Annotated in this window: 16 protein-coding genes and 1 tRNA gene; 8 read left to right on the forward strand and 9 right to left on the reverse strand. The window is 67.4% G+C overall.

What is annotated here, in order from left to right; translation table 11 throughout:
- Position 1: 1 nt before the first annotated feature.
- The gene (locus AC1DC5_RS00125) at positions 2 to 949 is read left to right on the forward strand and encodes a phosphoribosylaminoimidazolesuccinocarboxamide synthase (RefSeq protein WP_476863802.1); all 948 of its coding nucleotides are present in this window, start codon (positions 2 to 4) and stop codon (positions 947 to 949) included.
- Here the strand turns inward: AC1DC5_RS00125 and AC1DC5_RS00130 are convergent.
- Entirely contained in the window at positions 946 to 2,238 is a 1,293-nt protein-coding gene (locus AC1DC5_RS00130; protein WP_441406454.1) for a helix-turn-helix domain-containing protein, read from the reverse strand. The two genes, AC1DC5_RS00125 and AC1DC5_RS00130, sit on opposite strands and share 4 nt — an antisense overlap.
- Before the next feature lie 144 nt (positions 2,239 to 2,382).
- Between AC1DC5_RS00130 and AC1DC5_RS00135 the strand changes: the two genes are divergently transcribed.
- Positions 2,383 to 2,625, forward strand: coding sequence for a hypothetical protein (locus AC1DC5_RS00135; RefSeq protein WP_346927190.1), 243 nt, complete (start codon positions 2,383 to 2,385; stop codon positions 2,623 to 2,625).
- 185 nt (positions 2,626 to 2,810) lie between these two features.
- Here AC1DC5_RS00135 and AC1DC5_RS00140 read toward each other — a convergent pair.
- From AC1DC5_RS00140 to AC1DC5_RS00160, 5 genes are all read right to left on the reverse strand, one after another.
- Positions 2,811 to 2,887: transfer RNA gene (locus tag AC1DC5_RS00140), tRNA-Pro, on the reverse strand.
- A 124-nt stretch (positions 2,888 to 3,011) separates the two neighbouring features.
- A complete protein-coding gene (locus tag AC1DC5_RS00145) occupies positions 3,012 to 4,841 on the reverse strand; it encodes an ABC transporter ATP-binding protein (protein ID WP_476863803.1) in 1,830 nt (609 codons plus the stop codon).
- Positions 4,838 to 6,670: an ABC transporter ATP-binding protein gene (locus AC1DC5_RS00150; RefSeq protein ID WP_476863804.1), complete on the reverse strand. Its 1,833-nt coding sequence runs from the start codon at positions 6,668 to 6,670 to the stop codon at positions 4,838 to 4,840. The genes AC1DC5_RS00145 and AC1DC5_RS00150 overlap by 4 nt, the downstream gene beginning before the upstream one ends.
- Before the next feature lie 272 nt (positions 6,671 to 6,942).
- Positions 6,943 to 7,890: a metallophosphoesterase gene (locus AC1DC5_RS00155; protein WP_441406451.1), complete on the reverse strand. Its 948-nt coding sequence runs from the start codon at positions 7,888 to 7,890 to the stop codon at positions 6,943 to 6,945.
- A complete protein-coding gene (locus AC1DC5_RS00160) occupies positions 7,887 to 10,181 on the reverse strand; it encodes a transglycosylase domain-containing protein (protein WP_441406450.1) in 2,295 nt (764 codons plus the stop codon). The genes AC1DC5_RS00155 and AC1DC5_RS00160 overlap by 4 nt, the downstream gene beginning before the upstream one ends.
- A 37-nt stretch (positions 10,182 to 10,218) precedes the next feature.
- Between AC1DC5_RS00160 and AC1DC5_RS00165 the strand changes: the two genes are divergently transcribed.
- From AC1DC5_RS00165 to AC1DC5_RS00180, 4 genes are read left to right on the forward strand one after another with little or no spacing between them, the layout of a single operon-like run.
- Positions 10,219 to 10,374, forward strand: a complete 156-nt coding sequence (locus AC1DC5_RS00165) for a DUF4177 domain-containing protein (protein WP_003797879.1) — start codon at positions 10,219 to 10,221, stop codon at positions 10,372 to 10,374.
- Positions 10,375 to 10,376: 2 nt separating this feature from the next.
- Positions 10,377 to 10,946 (forward strand): RidA family protein, encoded by a 570-nt coding sequence (locus AC1DC5_RS00170; RefSeq protein WP_441406449.1) that lies wholly within the window; start codon positions 10,377 to 10,379, stop codon positions 10,944 to 10,946.
- 16 nt (positions 10,947 to 10,962) lie between these two features.
- Complete coding sequence (locus tag AC1DC5_RS00175; protein ID WP_441406448.1) at positions 10,963 to 11,874, forward strand: NUDIX hydrolase; 912 nt, start codon at positions 10,963 to 10,965, stop codon at positions 11,872 to 11,874.
- Between the two features lie 23 nt (positions 11,875 to 11,897).
- On the forward strand, positions 11,898 to 12,299 hold the full coding sequence (locus tag AC1DC5_RS00180) for a VOC family protein (protein ID WP_476863805.1): 402 nt from the start codon (positions 11,898 to 11,900) through the stop codon (positions 12,297 to 12,299).
- Between the two features lie 73 nt (positions 12,300 to 12,372).
- Here the strand turns inward: AC1DC5_RS00180 and AC1DC5_RS00185 are convergent, their stop codons facing one another.
- Entirely contained in the window at positions 12,373 to 13,050 is a 678-nt protein-coding gene (locus AC1DC5_RS00185; protein WP_011693220.1) for a Crp/Fnr family transcriptional regulator, read from the reverse strand.
- Positions 13,051 to 13,254: 204 nt separating this feature from the next.
- On the opposite strand from AC1DC5_RS00185, the gene AC1DC5_RS00190 reads away from it, so the two are divergent.
- A complete protein-coding gene (locus AC1DC5_RS00190) occupies positions 13,255 to 14,439 on the forward strand; it encodes a MarP family serine protease (RefSeq protein ID WP_441406446.1) in 1,185 nt (394 codons plus the stop codon).
- 28 nt (positions 14,440 to 14,467) lie between these two features.
- Here AC1DC5_RS00190 and AC1DC5_RS00195 read toward each other — a convergent pair whose 3' ends face one another.
- Together AC1DC5_RS00195 and aroQ are read right to left on the reverse strand one after the other, a co-directional pair.
- Positions 14,468 to 15,520 (reverse strand): DUF2332 domain-containing protein, encoded by a 1,053-nt coding sequence (locus tag AC1DC5_RS00195; RefSeq protein WP_441406445.1) that lies wholly within the window; start codon positions 15,518 to 15,520, stop codon positions 14,468 to 14,470.
- Positions 15,521 to 15,522: 2 nt separating this feature from the next.
- Positions 15,523 to 15,996: a type II 3-dehydroquinate dehydratase gene (aroQ, locus tag AC1DC5_RS00200; RefSeq protein WP_441406444.1), complete on the reverse strand. Its 474-nt coding sequence runs from the start codon at positions 15,994 to 15,996 to the stop codon at positions 15,523 to 15,525.
- Positions 15,997 to 16,193: 197 nt separating this feature from the next.
- Here aroQ and AC1DC5_RS00205 point away from each other — a divergent pair, with 197 nt between their 5' ends.
- Complete coding sequence (locus AC1DC5_RS00205) at positions 16,194 to 17,171, forward strand: SMP-30/gluconolactonase/LRE family protein (RefSeq protein WP_441406443.1); 978 nt, start codon at positions 16,194 to 16,196, stop codon at positions 17,169 to 17,171.
- Positions 17,172 to 17,188: the final 17 nt, after the last annotated feature.

A 17,188-nucleotide genomic window follows, 5' to 3' on the forward strand; every position in this document is an offset into this window, starting at 1 on the left:
AATGAATGCGACTGAATCCGCCATGCCCGCCGGAGGCCTGGACACCGAGACGCTGGACCTTCCCGGCTGGAAGCACATCTACTCCGGCAAGGTCCGCGACCTCTACGTCCCGGTGGACGAGTCCATCACGGAGCGCATCGGCCAGGAATGCGTCCTGGTGGTCGCCAGTGACCGCATCAGCGCCTACGACCACGTGCTCGCCAGCGAGATCCCGGACAAAGGCCGCATCCTGACCCAGCTGAGCCTGTGGTGGTTCGAACAGCTCGGCGTCGAACACCACGTGCTCGCGTCCACGGTCGACGCCGGCGTGCCCGCCGCCGTCGAAGGCCGGGCAATGATCTGCAAAAAACTGGACATGTTCCCGGTCGAATGCATCGCCCGCGGCTACCTCACCGGCTCCGGCCTCCTCGAGTACCGGGAGTCCGGCACCGTGTGCAGCATCCCCCTGCCGGAAGGCCTGGTGGACGGGTCCCGGCTCGAGGAAGCGATCTTCACCCCCTCCGCGAAGGCCGAGGTGGGCGAGCATGACGAAAACATCACCTACGAGGCCGTCGTCGTCACCGTGGGGGAGGACATCGCCGCCCGGCTGCGCGAACTCACGCTGGAGATCTACACCAAGGCCGAGGAGATCGCCCGCGGCCGCGGCATCATCCTCGCCGACACCAAGGTGGAATTCGGTTTCGACGCCGCCACCGGCGTCATCACGCTCGGCGACGAGGTGCTCACCCCGGATTCCTCACGGTTCTGGGATGCCGCCACATATGAGTCGGGCAAGGCCCAGCCCTCCTATGACAAGCAGTACGTCCGCGACTGGCTGACCTCGGCCGAGTCCGGCTGGGACAAGTCCTCGGACGTGGCGCCGCCGGCCCTGCCGGCCGACGTCGTCGCCCGTACCCGCAGCCGCTACGTCGAGGCTTTCGAGAAGCTCACCGGCCGGACGTTCGCCTAAGCGGTCGCGGAGCGGGCCGCCCCGGCTCCGGGCGAAGTGGCGGCCTGCGCGCGCCGCTGCGCCAGCCGGATCTCCAGCACGGCGTCCATCGCCTGCTGGACCCGGTCCGAGGCGCCCGCTGCACTGAATTCCTTCTGGGCTTCCTCGAGATAGACAAGGGCCTCGTCGGATTCACCGGCGGCCTTGAGCGCCTTGCCCAGCAGGAGGGCCACCTCGCCGGCGACGTGCTTGGCGAGGGCGTCCTTTTCGGCGTGGATCTCCCGCAGCTTCTGGACGGCCGCCACAATATCGCCGGTCAGGTAGAGCCAGCGGGCGCGGATGAACGCCACCTCGAGCTGGTCAGTCTTGTTGCCGCCAACGATCGAGAGCGCCAGCTCTGCCCGCTCGATCGAGGTGAGCGTCTCCGGCTCCACGATCCCTGAGGACAGCCGGACGGCGGCCGAGGCTTTGTTGAACCGGGCCCAGAGGTCGATGTCGTTCGCGGGGGAGAGCAGCTGCGCCGCCCGCTCGTGGTACTTGATGCCCTCCGGGTAGTCGTGGCGCATGAAGGCCACGTTGCCGATCACCCAGGCGACCTCGCCGGCCAGCTGGGTCATGGAATGGTCATCCATCTGCTCGTTCATGGCCTGGCAGTATTCCCAGGCCTCATCCAGCCGGCCGCTTTCGGCCAGTGCGCCGATCAGGGCGCGCAGCGCACCAATGATCAGAGTGGAGCCCTTGGGCAGTTCGGCGCAAAGCCGCACCGCCTCCTGCGCATGCCCGACGGCGACCGTCAGCTGCCCCTGGCCGTGGCACACGGCCGCGAGCATCTGCCGTGCCCGGACGCCCAGGCCCGCCGACTCGGCGGCCATCGGGTGGTCCAGCAGCCGCTGGACCAGGTCCTGGCATTCCTTCAGCTGGCCCTGCTTCATCAGGCACTCGGCCTGCATGTAGCTCATGTTCCACCAGGCGCTGGTGTTCTTGGCTTCAAGGGCGATCTGGGCCGCCGACGCGGCGTGGGTTGCCGCCAGGGCGTAGTCCCGCAGGTCCCAGGCCTGGCGCGCGTACAGGCCGGCCAGCACGTATTCGGCGTCGCTGACGGACACCGGCTGGCTCCACGCTTCCAGCGCTTTGGGCGCCAGTTCGAGCCGCCGGGCCAGTTCCTCAATGACATCGGCGGTCGGTTCGCGGCGTCCGGTCTCCAGCAGGGAGATGTAGCTGGGCGAGTACAAGTCCCGTCCCAATTCCGCTTGCGTCAGGCCGCGTTCGAGCCGTTCCGCTCGGAGTTTCTCCCCGAATCCGTTCCCCACGGGTTCCTCCTAATTCCGGACAGTCTTTGTACTAAATGCTTGACAGTCTCTGTGCAAGCCATTTTACAATGTATGTCAACAAGGGCTAGTGCTCGCTTTGTAATGTATCCGAATCGCGTTTCCGACTCGTATTGAGGAACCCACATGTTCAAGAAGATTGCAGCTTCCGTCGCCTTGGCAGGGGCGCTGGCCTTCTCCGCAGCGGCTCCCGCAGTCCTGTCCGTAAGTGCCATCGGTAACTGGCCGGACCCCATGGGCACCACACTGTCCATCGGCAATTGGCCCGACCCCATGAGCTCCAGCCAGGGAAGCCTCTCGGCCATCGGCAACTGGCCGGACCCGATGACTTTCTCCACCAACATCGGCAACTGGCCGGACCCGATGTAAGCATTGGCTCTTTGATAGCTCCGGGACATGCGCGAACCATGTCCCGGAGTTATTTTTTGCCCCGGAACCCCGGAACCCCGGAACCCCGGAACCCCGGAACCCCGGTCGACTGCGGCGGGGCGCCTGCATCGCCGGCCGGCTGGAAACAAAAAGAGGGCCTTCCCAATGGAAGGCCCTCTTTTGATTGGTCGGGATGACAGGATTTGAACCTGCGACCTCGTCGTCCCGAACGACGCGCGCTACCAAGCTGCGCCACATCCCGATCCGTTGCTTCAAAAGCAACTTCACAAGAGTATCGGATGGGGCTCCGGATGTGAAATCGGGCCGCCGTCTTCCTGCAACAGAAGCCGCACGGAACGCCTCAGGGCGCGCCCAGCCCCTGGTTGTCAGACCAGCGAGTCCTTCCAGGCGCCGTGCAGCTGCGCGAAGCGGCCGCCGCCGCCGATCAGCTGTTCCGGGGTGCCGTCCTCGACCACGCGCCCGTCATGGACAACAAGGACCCTGTCGGCGGTTTCCACCGTCGACAGGCGGTGCGCGATGATGAGGGCTGTGCGGCCGCTGTCGGCGTCGATGCCCTGCAGCAGCCCGGCCAGGCCTGTCTGCACCAGCCGCTCGGACGGGATGTCCAGCGACGACGTGGCCTCGTCCAGAATCAGGACGGCGGGCCGGGCCAGGAAGGCCCGGGCGAAGCTGATGAGCTGACGCTGCCCAGCGGAGACCCGTCCGCCGCGCTTGTTGACGTCGGTGTCATAGCCGTCCGGCAGTTCCGTGATGAAATCGTGCGCGCCCACGGCCCTGGCGGCGTCCTCGATCTCCTCGCGGGAGGCTTCGGGCCGGCCGAGGGCGATGTTGTCCGCGACGGAACCGCTGAACAGGAAGGCCTCCTGGGTGACCATAACGACGTTCCGCCGCAGGTCCGCCGTCGCAAGCTCCCGCAGGTCCACGCCGTCGAGCGTGAGGGAGCCGGCGGAGACGTCGTAGAAGCGGGCGATCAGCTTCGCGAGGGTGGATTTGCCGGCGCCGGTCTGGCCCACAAGCGCCACCGTCTGGCCGGCAGGGATGTGCAGGTCCATGGCCGGGATGATGACCGGCCCGTCGCCGTAGCGGAACTCGACGCCCGTGAAGTCGATGGCTCCCTTGGCGTCGCGCATGGCCACCGGGTTCTTGGGCGGCCGGACGGTGGGGACCTCCTCGAGCAGCCCGGAGACCTTTTCCAGCGCTGCCTGGGCGCTCTGGAACGAGTTGTAGAACATGGCCATCTGGTCCACCGGCTGGAAGAAACGTTTGGTGGACAGGATCAGGGCCAGCAGCACACCGACGGCCAGTTCGCCGCTGAGCACGCGGAAGCCGCCAAACAGCAGGACGACGGCGACGCAGACGTTCCCGATCAGCACCAGGCCGGGCTGGAAGACGCCGTTGAGGTTGATGGAGCGGACCGTGACTTTGCGGTAGTCCTCGGAGAGCCCGGCGTAGTGCTCGGCGTTTTCGCGTTCCTTGCGGAAAGCCTTGACCGCGCGGATGCCGGTCATGGTTTCGACGAAGTGCACGATCAGCTGGGCCGAGACAACGCGGGACTCGCGGAACGCGATCTGGGAGTGCTTCTGGTACCAGCGGGCCAGGAAGTACATCGGCACGCCGGCGGCGAGGACCAGGAGCCCGCTGCGCCAGTCGAGGGCGAACACGGTGATGGCGGTGAAGACCATAAACAGCATCCCGGAGGCCAGCGAGCTGATCCCTGAGTCCAGGAGTTCGCGGAGCGCCTCCAGGTCCGAGGTCTGCCGCGCGATGATGCGCCCCGAGGTGTACTTTTCGTGGAATTCCAGGCTGAGCCGCTGGGTGTGCCGGAAGACCCGTACCCGCAGGTCCAGGAGCATCGCCTGGCTCAGCCGCGCCGTCGAGGTCACGTACAGGGCGGTGAGGCAGGCCGTCGCGACGGCGGCGGCGAGGTAGGCGGCGCCGGTGAGCAGCAGGGGGAGGCTGTCGCCGGCGGTCAGGGCCGGAAGTGCCCGGTCGATGCCGAAGGCGATCAGCGCGGGCCCGGCGACCCGAGCCGCCTGGGACAGCACGACGGCGGCAATGGTCAGCCAGAACCGCTTGCGGACCGGGCGGATCAGTGAGCCCAGCAGGGCCAGGGAGCGGCGCCGGACGGTCTTGCTTTCGCCTTTGGACAGGTGCGCGTTGTCCTCGTTCGCGGTGCCGAAGGTGGCGCTGCTCATCGGGAAATCTCCTCGGCATTGAGATCTGACAATTCGGAATCCAGCATCTCGGAGTCCAGGTCCCGCGGTTCAGGGTCGAGGCTGGCGATCACGTAGCGGTAGTGGCGGTTCCCGGCGAGCAGTTCGGTGTGGGTGCCGACGGCCGTGATGCGTCCGTCCTCCAGCAGCGCCACCCGGTCCGCCAGCGCGACCGTGGACGGCCGGTGGGCCACGATCAGCGTCGTGGTGTCGGTCAGCACTTCCCGCAGCCTGGTCTCGACCAGTTCCTCGGTGTGGACGTCGAGGGCGGACAACGGGTCGTCCAAAACCAGGACCCTGGGCCGGGCGGCGATGGCGCGGGCCAGGGCGATGCGCTGCCGCTGGCCGCCGGACAGGCTGAGGCCTTCCTCGCCGATCAGCGTGTCGATGCCCTCGGGGAGGGAGTACGCGAAGTGGGCCTGGGCGACGTCGAGCGCCTCCTCGAGGGCTTCTTCCCGGCGCTCGGCCGGAAGGCCGGCCGGTGCGCCGAGCAGGACGTTGTCGCGGACGGAGCTGGAGAACAGGGTGGTGTCTTCAAACGCGACGGCGACCACCGTGCGGAGCTCCTCGACGCTGAACTCCCGCAGGTCCACCCCGTCGATGGTGATGGAACCGTCGGTGACCTCGTGCAGCCGGGGGACCAACTGGAGCAGTGCACTCTTGCCGCTGCCCGTGATTCCCACCAGGGCCATGGTTTCACCGGGCTTGATGTCGAGGCTGATGTCTTTGAGGATCGGCTTGTCCGGGGCATCCTCGTAGGCGAAGGTGGCGTTGTTGAAGCTCAGGGCGCCTTTCAGCTCGGCGGGGCGGCGCGGCTGGTCCGGGCTGGTTATGGTGTTCACCGAGTCCATCACCTCGAAATGCCGGTCGACCGCGGTCTTGGCGGTGAGCGCCATGGCCAGCAGCATGCCGCAGAATTCCACCGGGGTGGCGATCACGGCGGCGGTGGCGAAGAAAGCTACGAGGGCGCCGATACTCAGCTCGCCGGTGGAGGCCAGCATGATGCCGACGACGAGGCCGGCACCGAGGGCCAGCTCGGGCAGGAGGGTGACCACCAGGCTGAAGGAGGCGAGGTGCTTGGCCTTGGCGATCTCAGTCTGCCGGAGTTCCTCGGCCTGTTCGTTGAAGTTCTCCAGTGCCTCGCGGCTGCGGCCGAACGCTTTGAGGACGCGGATCCCGTGGACAGATTCCTCGACCGTGGTGGCGAGGTCGCCGGCTTGGTCCTGGCTGCGGCGGGCCACCTTGCTGAACCGGGTGCGGAAGCGGAAGCCGTAGATCATGATCGGCACCGCGGCGGCGAGGAAGATCAGTGCCAGCTGCCAGCTCATCGAGAACATGACGGCGACGCCGATCACGACGGTCAGCGTGGTGACAACCAGCATGATGGCGCCGAAGGCCATCCAGCGGCGCAGGAAATTCAGGTCGGTCATGGCCCGGGAGAGCAGCTGCCCGGAGCCCCAGCGGTCGTGGAAGGAGACCGTCAGGTCCTGCAGGTGGCCGTACAGGGACACACGCATCCGGGTCTCGACCGTGGTGGCGGGGTTGATCACGAACTGCCGGCGCAGGGCCACGAGTCCTGCTTCGGCAACGCCCAGGCCCAGGATGACGAGGGAGGCGGCCCAGACCGCGTCGGTGCTGCCGCCGGGCTGGAGGGACTGGTTCACCAGCACGCGCAGCACCTGGGGGATGGCCAGGGCCACCACGCTGGCGAGCAGTGCGCAGAGCAGGCCCATGACCAGCCGCGGAATGATCGGCTTGACGTGCGGATAGAGACGGCTGATGGAGGAGAAAAATGAGGTCTGCTTGGCCATGCCTGCTTCTTTAAACGCAACTGCGAAATATCTAACGCAACTGGATGTAGTTTCCTGTAGCAACTACCCTAGGCCATCGGGTGACCCGGTTCACATATATATCCACAGCATCAGGATCTCGCCCAGTAATTACATTCCGCAATGGCGTCGCGGCGCGCCGCCACTGGGGGACATGCCCAGTCGTGGCCGCGGGGAGTGGACATAGGCCCACTATGTCCAGCGGTGGCGCGCAGGGGATGGCATGTCCCGTGGAAGCGGGGAAACGGGAGGGCTCAGGAACGCTCGGTGAGTGTGAGCAGCGCTGCCTCGGGCTTGCATGCGATCCGGACCGGGGCGAAACGCGAAGTGCCGATGCCGCCGGAGACATTGACCGGCGTCGTGAGTCCCTTGCTTTCCCAGTCGTGCAGGCCCTTGGCCCGCCATGTCGGAAGGTCGCAGTTGGCGACGAGTGCCCCGAAACCCGGGACGCAGATCTGGCCGCCGTGGGTGTGCCCGGCCAAGAGCAGCTCGGCGCCGTCCTCGGTGAAACGGTCCAGGACGCGCTGGTAGGGGGCGTGGATCACGGCGACGCGGAGGTGCGGTTTGCTGTCCTGGCCCTTGGTGCCGCGGGGCCAGCCGGCGTACCGCTCCAGGCCCAGATGCGGATCGTCGACGCCCGAAAAGTCAACGCGCAGGCCCTTAATCACCAGCGACTGGCAGCGGTTGGTCAAGTCCACCCAGCCGCCCATGCCAAAACCGGAACGGAGACGCGCCCAGTCCAGCTTGGCCGGGGCCTTGGGCTTCGAGGACGGGCCCAGGAAATACGACGCCGGATTCTTCATCCGCGGCGCGAAGTAGTCGTTCGAGCCTGGAACGAAGACTCCGGGGAACTCCATCAGCGGGCGGAGCGACTCCAGCAGGGGCTGTACCGCCTTGGCATGGCTGAGGTTGTCACCGGTGTTCACCACCAGGTCCGGCCGCAGTTCCGCCAGCGAGGACAGCCACTCGGCCTTCCGGTGCTGGCCGGGCACGAAGTGGATGTCGCTCAGGTGCAGCACCCGGATCGGCCCAAAGCCGGCAGGGAGGATCGGCAGGGTCTCTTCGCGCAGGACGAACTGGTTCTTCTCCCACAGCCCGTACCCGGTCATGGCGGCACCTGTCACGGCGCCGGCGGCAGCGGTTACGGCGAAGCCGCGCCCGATGCTTCGGACGCGGCTTGCCAGCGGGTTCTGCCCGGTCACGGCTTGTTGGGTGGGGCGGGCTGGCCGCCGTTGCCTGGCTGGTCTGAAGGCGGCGCCGGCTCGCTTGGTGCGGGCTCGCTCGGCGCGCTGGACGGTGCCGGCGTCGCCTGTGTCGACGGTTTGGGCGCGGGAGCCGGGCCGGTCAGCAGGTTCGACGGCGGGGCCGGGAACGGGTTGGTGCCGAACGCCGGCGCCACCTGGGCCATGTAGTTCGAGAACTGCGGTCCCGCGATCATGTAACCGTCGATCGCCTTGTAGAACTTGCCGTTCAGCGTCAGGTTGCGTCCGTAGCGGGTCTGGCCCTCGAGCGCGTCGCCGAAAAAGGACGCCGTCGCCAGGCCGCTGGTGAAGCCGACCACCCAGGTGGAGTTGTTGGTGTCGTTGGTGCCGGTCTTGGCAGCGATCGGGAAGCTGGTCCGGGTGGAGATCCGCGGCTGGATCAAGGAACCGGAACCGCGGTTAAGGACTTCCTGCAGCGCATAGGTCACGCCGCGGGCAACTTCCGGTTTGATCGCATCGCGGCAGCTGGTCGCCTGGGCCGGCAGCGGGGCGCCGGTGGCATCCGTGACCGATTCGATGGCGATCGCCTCGCAGTACTTGCCGTCGTTAGCGAAGGTCGCGAACGCGCTGGCCATGGTCAACGGCGAGGTCTGGGTGGCGCCGATCAGGTTCGACAGCCGTGTCATGGGAACGGGCTCGTTCGTCTGGCCGGCGTGGATTCCCACGGCGTCGACAATCTTCTGGATGCCGCAGAGGTCCACCTGCGCCGCGGAGGCAAAGGTGATGGTGTTGATCGAGTTGTAGAGGCCCTCGAGGACGGACAGGGGGCGGTACCAGTTCTCTTCGGCGTTCTGCAGGTCAGGCGCCGCGCCCAGGCCTTCTTCAGCCGTGTTGTAGGCACCGTCCACGGGGGAGGGGCAGGTGTTCTTCCACCGGAAGTTCAGCGGGTACTTGCGCACCGCACCATTGAGGACGGTGTTCATGGACTTGCCCTCGTTGAGCCACTCCGCAAACGTGAATGGCTTCATCGTGGAACCGGGCTGGAAACCGCCCAGCCCGCCGAGGTCGTTGCCCTTCGCGTCCTTCTTGTCCACATTGAAGTTGAATTCGTTTTTGAACTTCCCCTCGGCCTCCAGGAACTGGGTGTTCTGGGCCATGGAGACGATCTTGCCCGAGCCCGGCTGCACGGAGACCAGCGAGGCGCCCCACTTGTCCGGGTTCGCCCCGGCGGAGGCTTCAACCTGCGCCTGGGCCACGGCCTGGGCGTTCGGGTCCAGGGTGGTCTTGATGGTCAGGCCGCCACGGAAGACCTTGCGCACCCGGGCGTCGTAGTCGGCGCCGTAGGCCGGGTTGTTCAGCAGCAGGTGCAGCACGTAGTCGCAGAAATACGGGGCCGACGCCGAATAGGCACAGCCCTGACGGGCCGGCGTGACCTTCGTTTCCACCGGAGTGGCCACGGCGGCGTCGTACTCGGGCTGCTTGATCTTGTTCTGGGTCAGCATGGACTGGAGCACCAGGTCGCGCCGGATCTTGGCGTTCTCGGGGTTGGTGATCGGGTCGTAGAAGGACGGGCTGTTGACCAGGCCGGCCAGCAGCGCGGCCTGCGGCAGGGTCAAGTCCTTGGCGGTGGTGCTGAAGAAGAACTTGGAGGCGGCTTCGATGCCGTAGGCGTCACGGTTGAAGAAGACGATGTTCAGGTAGCCCTCGAGGATCTCTTCCTTGGTGAACTTCTTCTCCAGGGCGATGGCGAGCTTCATTTCCCGGAGTTTGTCGCCCACGCCCTTGTTCACACCGTTGAGGAGGACCTGGTCGCTCTTGCCCTCGGCCTCGAGGGAGGAGTTGATGACGTTGTTCACGTACTGCTGCGTGATGGTGGACGCGCCCTGCTTATTGCCGCGGGCCGTGCTGACCAGCGCGCGCATGATGCCGGTGGTGTCCACGCCGCCGTGCTCGTAGAAGCGGCTGTCCTCAATGGCGATGACAGCGTCCTTGACGTAGGGCGACATCTGGTCGAGGGAGACTTTGGTGCGGTTTTCCGCGTAGAGGCTGGCGATCACACTGCCGTCGGAGGCCAGGACCGTCGTCGACTGGCTCGGCGGGTCCACCTGCAGTTCGGCCGGGAGGGTGTCGAAAAATTTGATCGATCCGCTGGCCGAGCTGCCGGTAACGGCTGCCGCGGGGACCAGCAGTCCCGCCACCAGGACGCCACAAATGGCGCTCACGCCCAGGAAAAGAAGGATCTTTCCGAGGGTGGTGGCCGTGTCAAATAAAGGGTTCTTACCAGTCGCCATGTTTTCCACTTTACCGGCAAGGACTAGGCTTTAGATCATGACCAAATGGGAGTACGCCACGATTCCGCTCATTATTCACGCCACAAAGCAGATTTTGGACCAGTGGGGTGACGACGGCTGGGAGCTTGTCCAGGTTGTCCCCGGACCCGACGGAAACGGCCTGGTGGCCTACCTGAAGCGGGAGAAGCAGTAGCCATGAACACCCCCGCATCCGCCGCCCCGGGCGCCCCCGGGGCTCCCGAAACTGAGGCCCGCAGCACCGCCGGTACCGGCGCGTCGTCCGCCGTCGAGCAGCGCCTCGCCGAGCTCGGACTGACCCTGCCCGAGGTTGCCGCCCCGGTTGCTGCCTATGTCCCGGCTGTGATCTCCGGCAACCATGTCTACACCTCGGGCCAGTTGCCGTTCATCGACGGCAAGCTCGAAGCGACCGGCAAGGTGTCCTCCGGAACCGAAGGCGCCTCTGCCGAGGTCACGGTCTCACCGGAAGCAGCCCAGCGGTACGCCGCCGTCTGCGCCGTCAACGCCCTGGCTGCCGTAAAGAGCGTCATCGGGGACCTCGACCGCATCACCCGGATCGTCAAGGTTGTGGGGTTCGTCGCCTCCGACCCGTCCTTCACCGGCCAGCCCGGCGTGATCAACGGCGCGTCCGAACTGCTCGGCAAGGTCCTCGGCGACGCCGGCCAGCACGCACGGTCCGCCGTCGGGGTCGCTGTCCTTCCGCTCGACTCACCCGTTGAAGTCGAACTGATCGCCGAATTCGCCTAGAGGGCCGGTCAGTTTCTTGCCTCAGTTAGCCCGACGACTGTTTGCCCTCCCCCCGGATCTGGAGGGGGCGGCCCGCAGCTGGCTCGAACACGGCGAAAGGACGCCCCGCGCGCCCCGCTTCGCGTCCTCCGTGGTGCTGCTCCGCGATTCGCCCACCGGCCTGGAGACCTGGCTGGGGTACCGGCCCGGCTCCTCGCCGCTGGGTGTGCTCGCCTTCCCGGGCGGGTCCCTGGAGGCATCCGACGACGACGCCGTGGGCTGGCTGGGCCCCTCGCCGCAGCATTGGGCCGAGCAGATGGGAACGGCCGACGTCGGGCTGGCGCGCCGCCATGTGGTGGGCGCCATCCGTGAGCTGTTCGAGGAAACCGGCATCCTCCTGGCCGGGCCGGACCTGTCCACCACCGTCGAGGCGACCTCCACGGCCGAGTGGATGAGGGCCCGCGTGGCCGTGGCGGAGCAGGAGAAGTCCTTCACCGAGGTGCTCGCCAAGCGCGGTCTCTCGGTGCGGACGGACCTGCTCAAACCTCTGGTCAACTGGCTCAGCCCGGACTTCGCGCACCGCCGCTTCAACACCCGCTACTTCGCGGCCACCGTTCCGATGAACCAGCAGCCGTCGCTGCTGGCCAGCAAAGGCGTGTGGGGCCGCTGGGTGTGCGCCCGGAAGGTTGTCGACGGCCGCAACACCTCTGAGCTCGGCGATGAGGTGGCCCAGGAGAACACCGCCGGGCTCACACTCGGCCAGCTCCTGGTTCCCGGCTCGGAAATCATGCTCGAGAAGATGGCTGCGGCCAACGGCTGCATCGCCTACCTCAGCTACAAGCGCAAGGCCCACGTCTACCAGCCGAAGCTCGTCGAGGAAGACGGCCGGCTTATGCTCGAGGTCGAGGCGGCCAAGACCGTCGCCGGAGAGCCCCAGCGCGAACGCTGATTGGGTGTCGGTATGCTGTGCCCATGACAGCGCCGCAGATCTATGTCACCTTCCCCGGCACGGCCCGTGAAGCCCTTGGCTTCTACGCGGACGTCTTCGGCGGAGAGCTTGCCTTGTTCACCTATGAGGAGTTCAGCCGCACTGACGGCCCGCCGGATGCCATCGCCCACGGCCAGCTGAGCGGAACTGTGGGTTTGGCGGGATCGGATGCGGCCGCAGGCGAGCAGAGTGTCCGGTTCGAGGGCCTCAGGCTCTCACTGCTGGGGACCGCGGAACCTGCCGTCCTCCACGAGTGGTTCGACAAACTCGCCGCGGGCGGCCGGGTGGTCGACCCTCTGGCCATGAAGCCCTGGGGCGCCTCCGACGGCCAGGTCATCGACCGTCATGGACTTCACTGGCTCATCGGCTACGAACCGGAGTCCTGAGCAACGCCGAAGGCCGGCTCCGTGTATTCACGGGCCGGCCTTCGGTGTGCTGCAGGCGCAATGCCCGCCAGGCTTAGCGGGAACGCTGGCGGAGGCGCTGCATGTCGAGGATGACGACGGCGCGGGCCTCCAGGCGCAGCCAGCCGCGCTGCACGAATTCGGCGAGGGCCTTGTTGACCGTCTCGCGGGAAGCGCCGACCAGCTGGGCCAGTTCTTCCTGGGTGAGCTCGTGGGCCACCAGGACACCGTCGGTTGCGGGACGGCCGAAGCGGTCCGCCAGGTCCAGCAGCGCCTTGGCCACACGGCCCGGTACATCCGAGAAGACCAGGTCGGAGAGCGAATCGTTGGTGCGGCGCAGGCGGCGTGCCAGGGCCTGCAGCAGCTGGGCGGAGACCTCCGGGCGGGTGCGCAGCAGGGCGTTCAGGCTCTCGTTCTTAAGCCCGGCCAGCCGGGTCTCGGAGACGGCCGTGGCCGTGGCCGTGCGCGGGCTGGGGTCGAACAGTGCCATTTCGCCGAACAGCTCTCCCGGGCCGAGGATGGCGAGCAGGGACTCGCGGCCGTCGGGGGAGGTGCGGCCGAGCTTCACTTTGCCGGAGACGATGAAGTAGAGCTGGTCACCCTGGTCGCCTTCCCGGAAAACCGAGGCTCCGCGTGAGAGGTCCACCTCGGTGAGTTCGTCCGTCAGCAGACGGAACGCCTCGTCGTCGAGCGTGGCGAAAAGGGGTGCGCGGCGCAATACCTCGATATCCATGAAATCTCCTGACTTACTGTGTCGGCTGGGGCGCTTCAGCCATTGTTTCAGAATTTTGGCCGGTCTGTGACGTACTTGGCACCGAAACGCGCCAAACGTCGTGGCCAAGGCGCATCTGTGCCGTCACAGGCCCTCCGGACGCCCTCGGCAAACTGTCAGCCTGCGCCGGTAGAATTGGGGTTTTCCTGCCTATAAGGAGCATTGGTGTTCGGCTTGACCATCTTGGACGTCGTGTTGATCGTGACGCTGCTGTCCTACCTGTTCCATGGCTTGCGCAACGGCTTCCTGGTGACCGCCGGCGGCATCGCCGGGTTCGCCGCGGGCGCCGTGGCCGCGTTTGTGTCCGTCCCCATTGTCAGCAAACTGGTGGAGGACAGCGGGTGGCGCCTCACGGCGATCATCGCCACCGCCGTGCTGCTGATGGTCCTCGGGCACGGGCTGGGCACCGCGATCGGGCGCAGAATCCGCAGCGTCGTCAAGATCAGCCCGCTGCGGTCCATGGACCGGTTGGCCGGAGGCGGCGTCAACGTGGTGGTGTCGGCCCTGGTGATGTCGATGCTGGCCTTCAGTATCGGCGCGCTCGGTGTTCCCTTCGTCTCCCAGCCGCTTGCCGAGTCCAAAGTGATCCGCTTCATCGACGGCGTGACCCCCGTGCCCCTGAAGACCTCGATGGCACAGCTGCGCTCCGCCGTGATCGGTGAGGGCATCCCGACGCTGTTCGAGGGCATCGGGCAGGGCCAGCCGGTGGCCATCCCGGACACCAGCACCGACACCCCGGCGCTGAACAGGGCAGCGGCATCGGTCTTGAAGATCGCCGGCACCGCGTATCAGTGCGGGCAAAGCCAGACCGGAAGCGGTTTCGTGGTTTCCCCCGGCCGGGTGGTCACGAATGCCCACGTGGTTGCCGGCGTGCCGGAACCGGTGGTGGAGATCCCCGGCGGCGGCGCCCTGCCCGGTCGGGTGGTGTACTTCGACACCCAGCACGATCTCGCGGTCGTGGCCGTCGACGGCCTCCGCACGGCCCCGCTGCCGCTCAGCTCCGACCTGCCGGCCGGGAGCCCGGCGGCGTTTGCCGGGTATCCCCACGGAGGCCCGTTCCAGTCCAAGCCCGCCACGGTGCAGGACATTGCGACGGTGCTGGTCCCCGACATCTACGGCAACAACCCCTCGCCGGCGGACGTTTACCGGATCGCCGGCGACGTCCAGCCGGGCAATTCCGGGGGCCCGCTGCTGACCAACGACGGCCAGGTGGCCGGAGTGGTTTTCGCCAAGGCCACGGGCGGGTCCTCGCTCGGCTATGCCATCACCATGACGGATCTGGAGCCGGTCGCGGCCCAGGCCCCGGGCCTCGGCAGCGCCGTTTCCCCGGGCCAGTGCATCCAGAAGTAACCGGGGACCGGCGCCGGGACGGAACCTGCTACAGCCACTCCAGGCTCTGGCCGTGCGGGCCGGTGATCGCCACCGGGTTGCCGTTGTGAAGCAGCAGGAACCGCCCGCGGAGCCGTTCGTCATCCATTTCCGGGACCACGCTGGAGCCATCCGCCTGGAGGACCACCATGTGCCCCTCGTTGGAGAGCCAGTGGCAGCCGCGTTCGACGGCGAGCCGCGCCATGGTGGCGCGGAACCGGTCCCGGGCCTCCGCGTCGAGGTAGGCCATGACCGCGCTGTGGAAGACCACCAGGGTGGCGCCCGGCGGCGCCTGTGCCACGAGGGACAGGAGCCGGTCGTTGAGGTCTCCGGCGACTAGCAGCGGCGGTTCAGCCTGGGCGACCGCGACCGCCCGGCGCAGCCTCTCGCGGCGGAAGTCCTGCTCCGGCCAGATCAGGGCCTCCAGCCAGGCAACGTCGTCGGGGTTCCGGACGTCGAGCGGGTTGAGGTCGATCCCTGCACGCCACATGACCCGCGGGAGTTCCGCCGGGAGCGGGACCGGGCCGGTGACGGCGCAGCCCAGGACGGGGTAGCTGCCGGGAACGCTGCCGGCCGGGGCCAGCCGGGTGGCCCGGGCTCCGGCGTCGTACTCGTAGCCGTAGCGGTCCGGAAACAGGTTGAGCCCGGCCGAGGCCCCCACCTCGATCAGGGCGAGGGGGCGCCCGCCGGCCGCCGCGATCTGCGCCAGCGAAGGCAGCAGGGTGGCGCAGCGCCCGGTCTCATTGGTCTGCGTGGCGCGGGAGCGCACCGTCCGGGAGACGTCGGCCCAGTGTGAGTCCAGGAACGCACGGAAGTCCCGGTAGGGGCTGATCCGCGCGCCGAGGAAGCGGGCGGCCGCGAGCATGAGCAGGGGCTGGCGTTTGTTGTGCGGCCACTCGTCGATCCGCCGGAGCAGTTCCGGGTCGTCCGCGATGCCCACCGACCATTCGGCGTAGCACTCCGAATTGCCCGGCGCGTCGATGGTGCCGAAGTGCCGGTACCACGCGGCCGTGCCTGATTCGGCCGTGCCCGATTCCCCGCGGGCGGGCTCGCCGGCGGACATGCTCAGTCCCGGCCGGCCTGCAGCCCGGCGAGGTATTCGACGGCGAACCGGTACCCCAGAATCCCGGCGCCGGCAATGACCGCCTTGCTGATGTCCGAGAGGTACGAGTGGTGCCGGAACTCCTCGCGGGCGTGGACATTCGTGATGTGGACCTCGACGGCTGGCAGCTGCACCGCGGAGATGGCGTCCCGGATCGCCACCGAGGTGTGCGTGTAAGCGCCGGCGTTGATGACGATGCCGACGGCCTTGCCGCGGGCGGCATGGATGGCGTCCACCAGGGCACCCTCATGGTTCGACTGGAAACACTCGACGTCGAGGCCGTGCGCCGCGCCCGCGTCCTTGGCGAGCTGTTCGACGTCGGCAAGGGTGGCGGTGCCGTACTTCTCCGGTTCCCGGGTGCCGAGCAGGTTCAGGTTGGGTCCGTTGAGGACCAGGATGGTGCCGCGGCCGGCGCCGTCGGGGGTGGCTTCGCTCATGCCTGCCAATGTATCGCGTTGCGTTACGGGCCGCCGCACCCGGCGGGAATCGGCACTCAAATGACACCCCCCGGGATGGGCCCGGACAGGCAGGCCGCTCTGGCCCGCACCGGCCCGCCTGCCTAGACTGAAAGGACCATCGTGCGGAGCGCCCGTACTGGTCAGCCCGCGCGGCAAGCCCGATCTCGGAGCACATCATGCGCACTACTCACACAGGAAAATCCATCCGCCGGCTGGCCGTGGGCATCCTTGCCCTGGCGGCGTTTCTCGTGCCGGCGCCCCTTGCCTCCGCCTCCGGGGCGGACCGGGACGGCCGCTCCCCGGTGCTCCATCTCCCCGGCGCCACCGGAGCTGAAGGGATCGCCGCAGGGGAGGGCAGCACGTTTTTCGCCGGCGACCGGCTCAACGGCAACATCTTCCGGGGAGACATCGACACCGGCAAGGCAAAACTGTTCATCAAAGCACCGGAGGGCCGGGCCGCCCTCGGCATGAAGGTCGACAGGGACAACGACCTTCTCTTCGTGGCCGGCGGCGCCACCGGCCAGGCCTATGTATACGATCTGGACACGAAGGAGACCGTGGCCGTGTACGAACTGGCGCCCGCCGGTGCCAGCTTCATCAACGACGTCACCCTGACCCGCGGCGGCGCGTGGTTCACCAACTCCCGGGCCGGTGAGCTCTACCGGGTCCCGATCAACCGTGACGGGCGGCCGGACGACGTCCGGACCCTGTCGCTTGAGGCCCCCGCCGGCACTGTTGACGAAGGGTTCAACCTCAACGGAATAGCCGCCGCCGACGAAGGCCACAAGCTGATCGTCGCCCACACGGGCCGCGGCGCCCTGTACGCCGTCGACCCGACCGACGGATTCAACAAGAAAATCGAGGTCACAGACTCCGCCGGGGTTCCGGTCGCCCTGACGAACGTCGACGGCATCGTCGTCCGGGACGGCACGCTCTGGGCCGTCCAGAACCTCTCCAACCAGGTCAGCCGGGTGGACCTGAACGGGCGCCTCAGCTCCGGTGAGGTCAGGGGGGTCATCACCAGCGAGAACTTCGACGTCCCCACAACGGCGGCCCTGTTCGGCGATACCCTCGCCCTCGTCAACGCGAAATTCACCACCCCCGCGGCAACGAGCTTCGAAGCTGTCCTCGTCAAGGCCTGCGCCGGCGGCTGAACGCCGCTGAATAAACA

The sequence above is a fragment of the Arthrobacter sp. 10L424 genome (assembly GCF_056395325.1).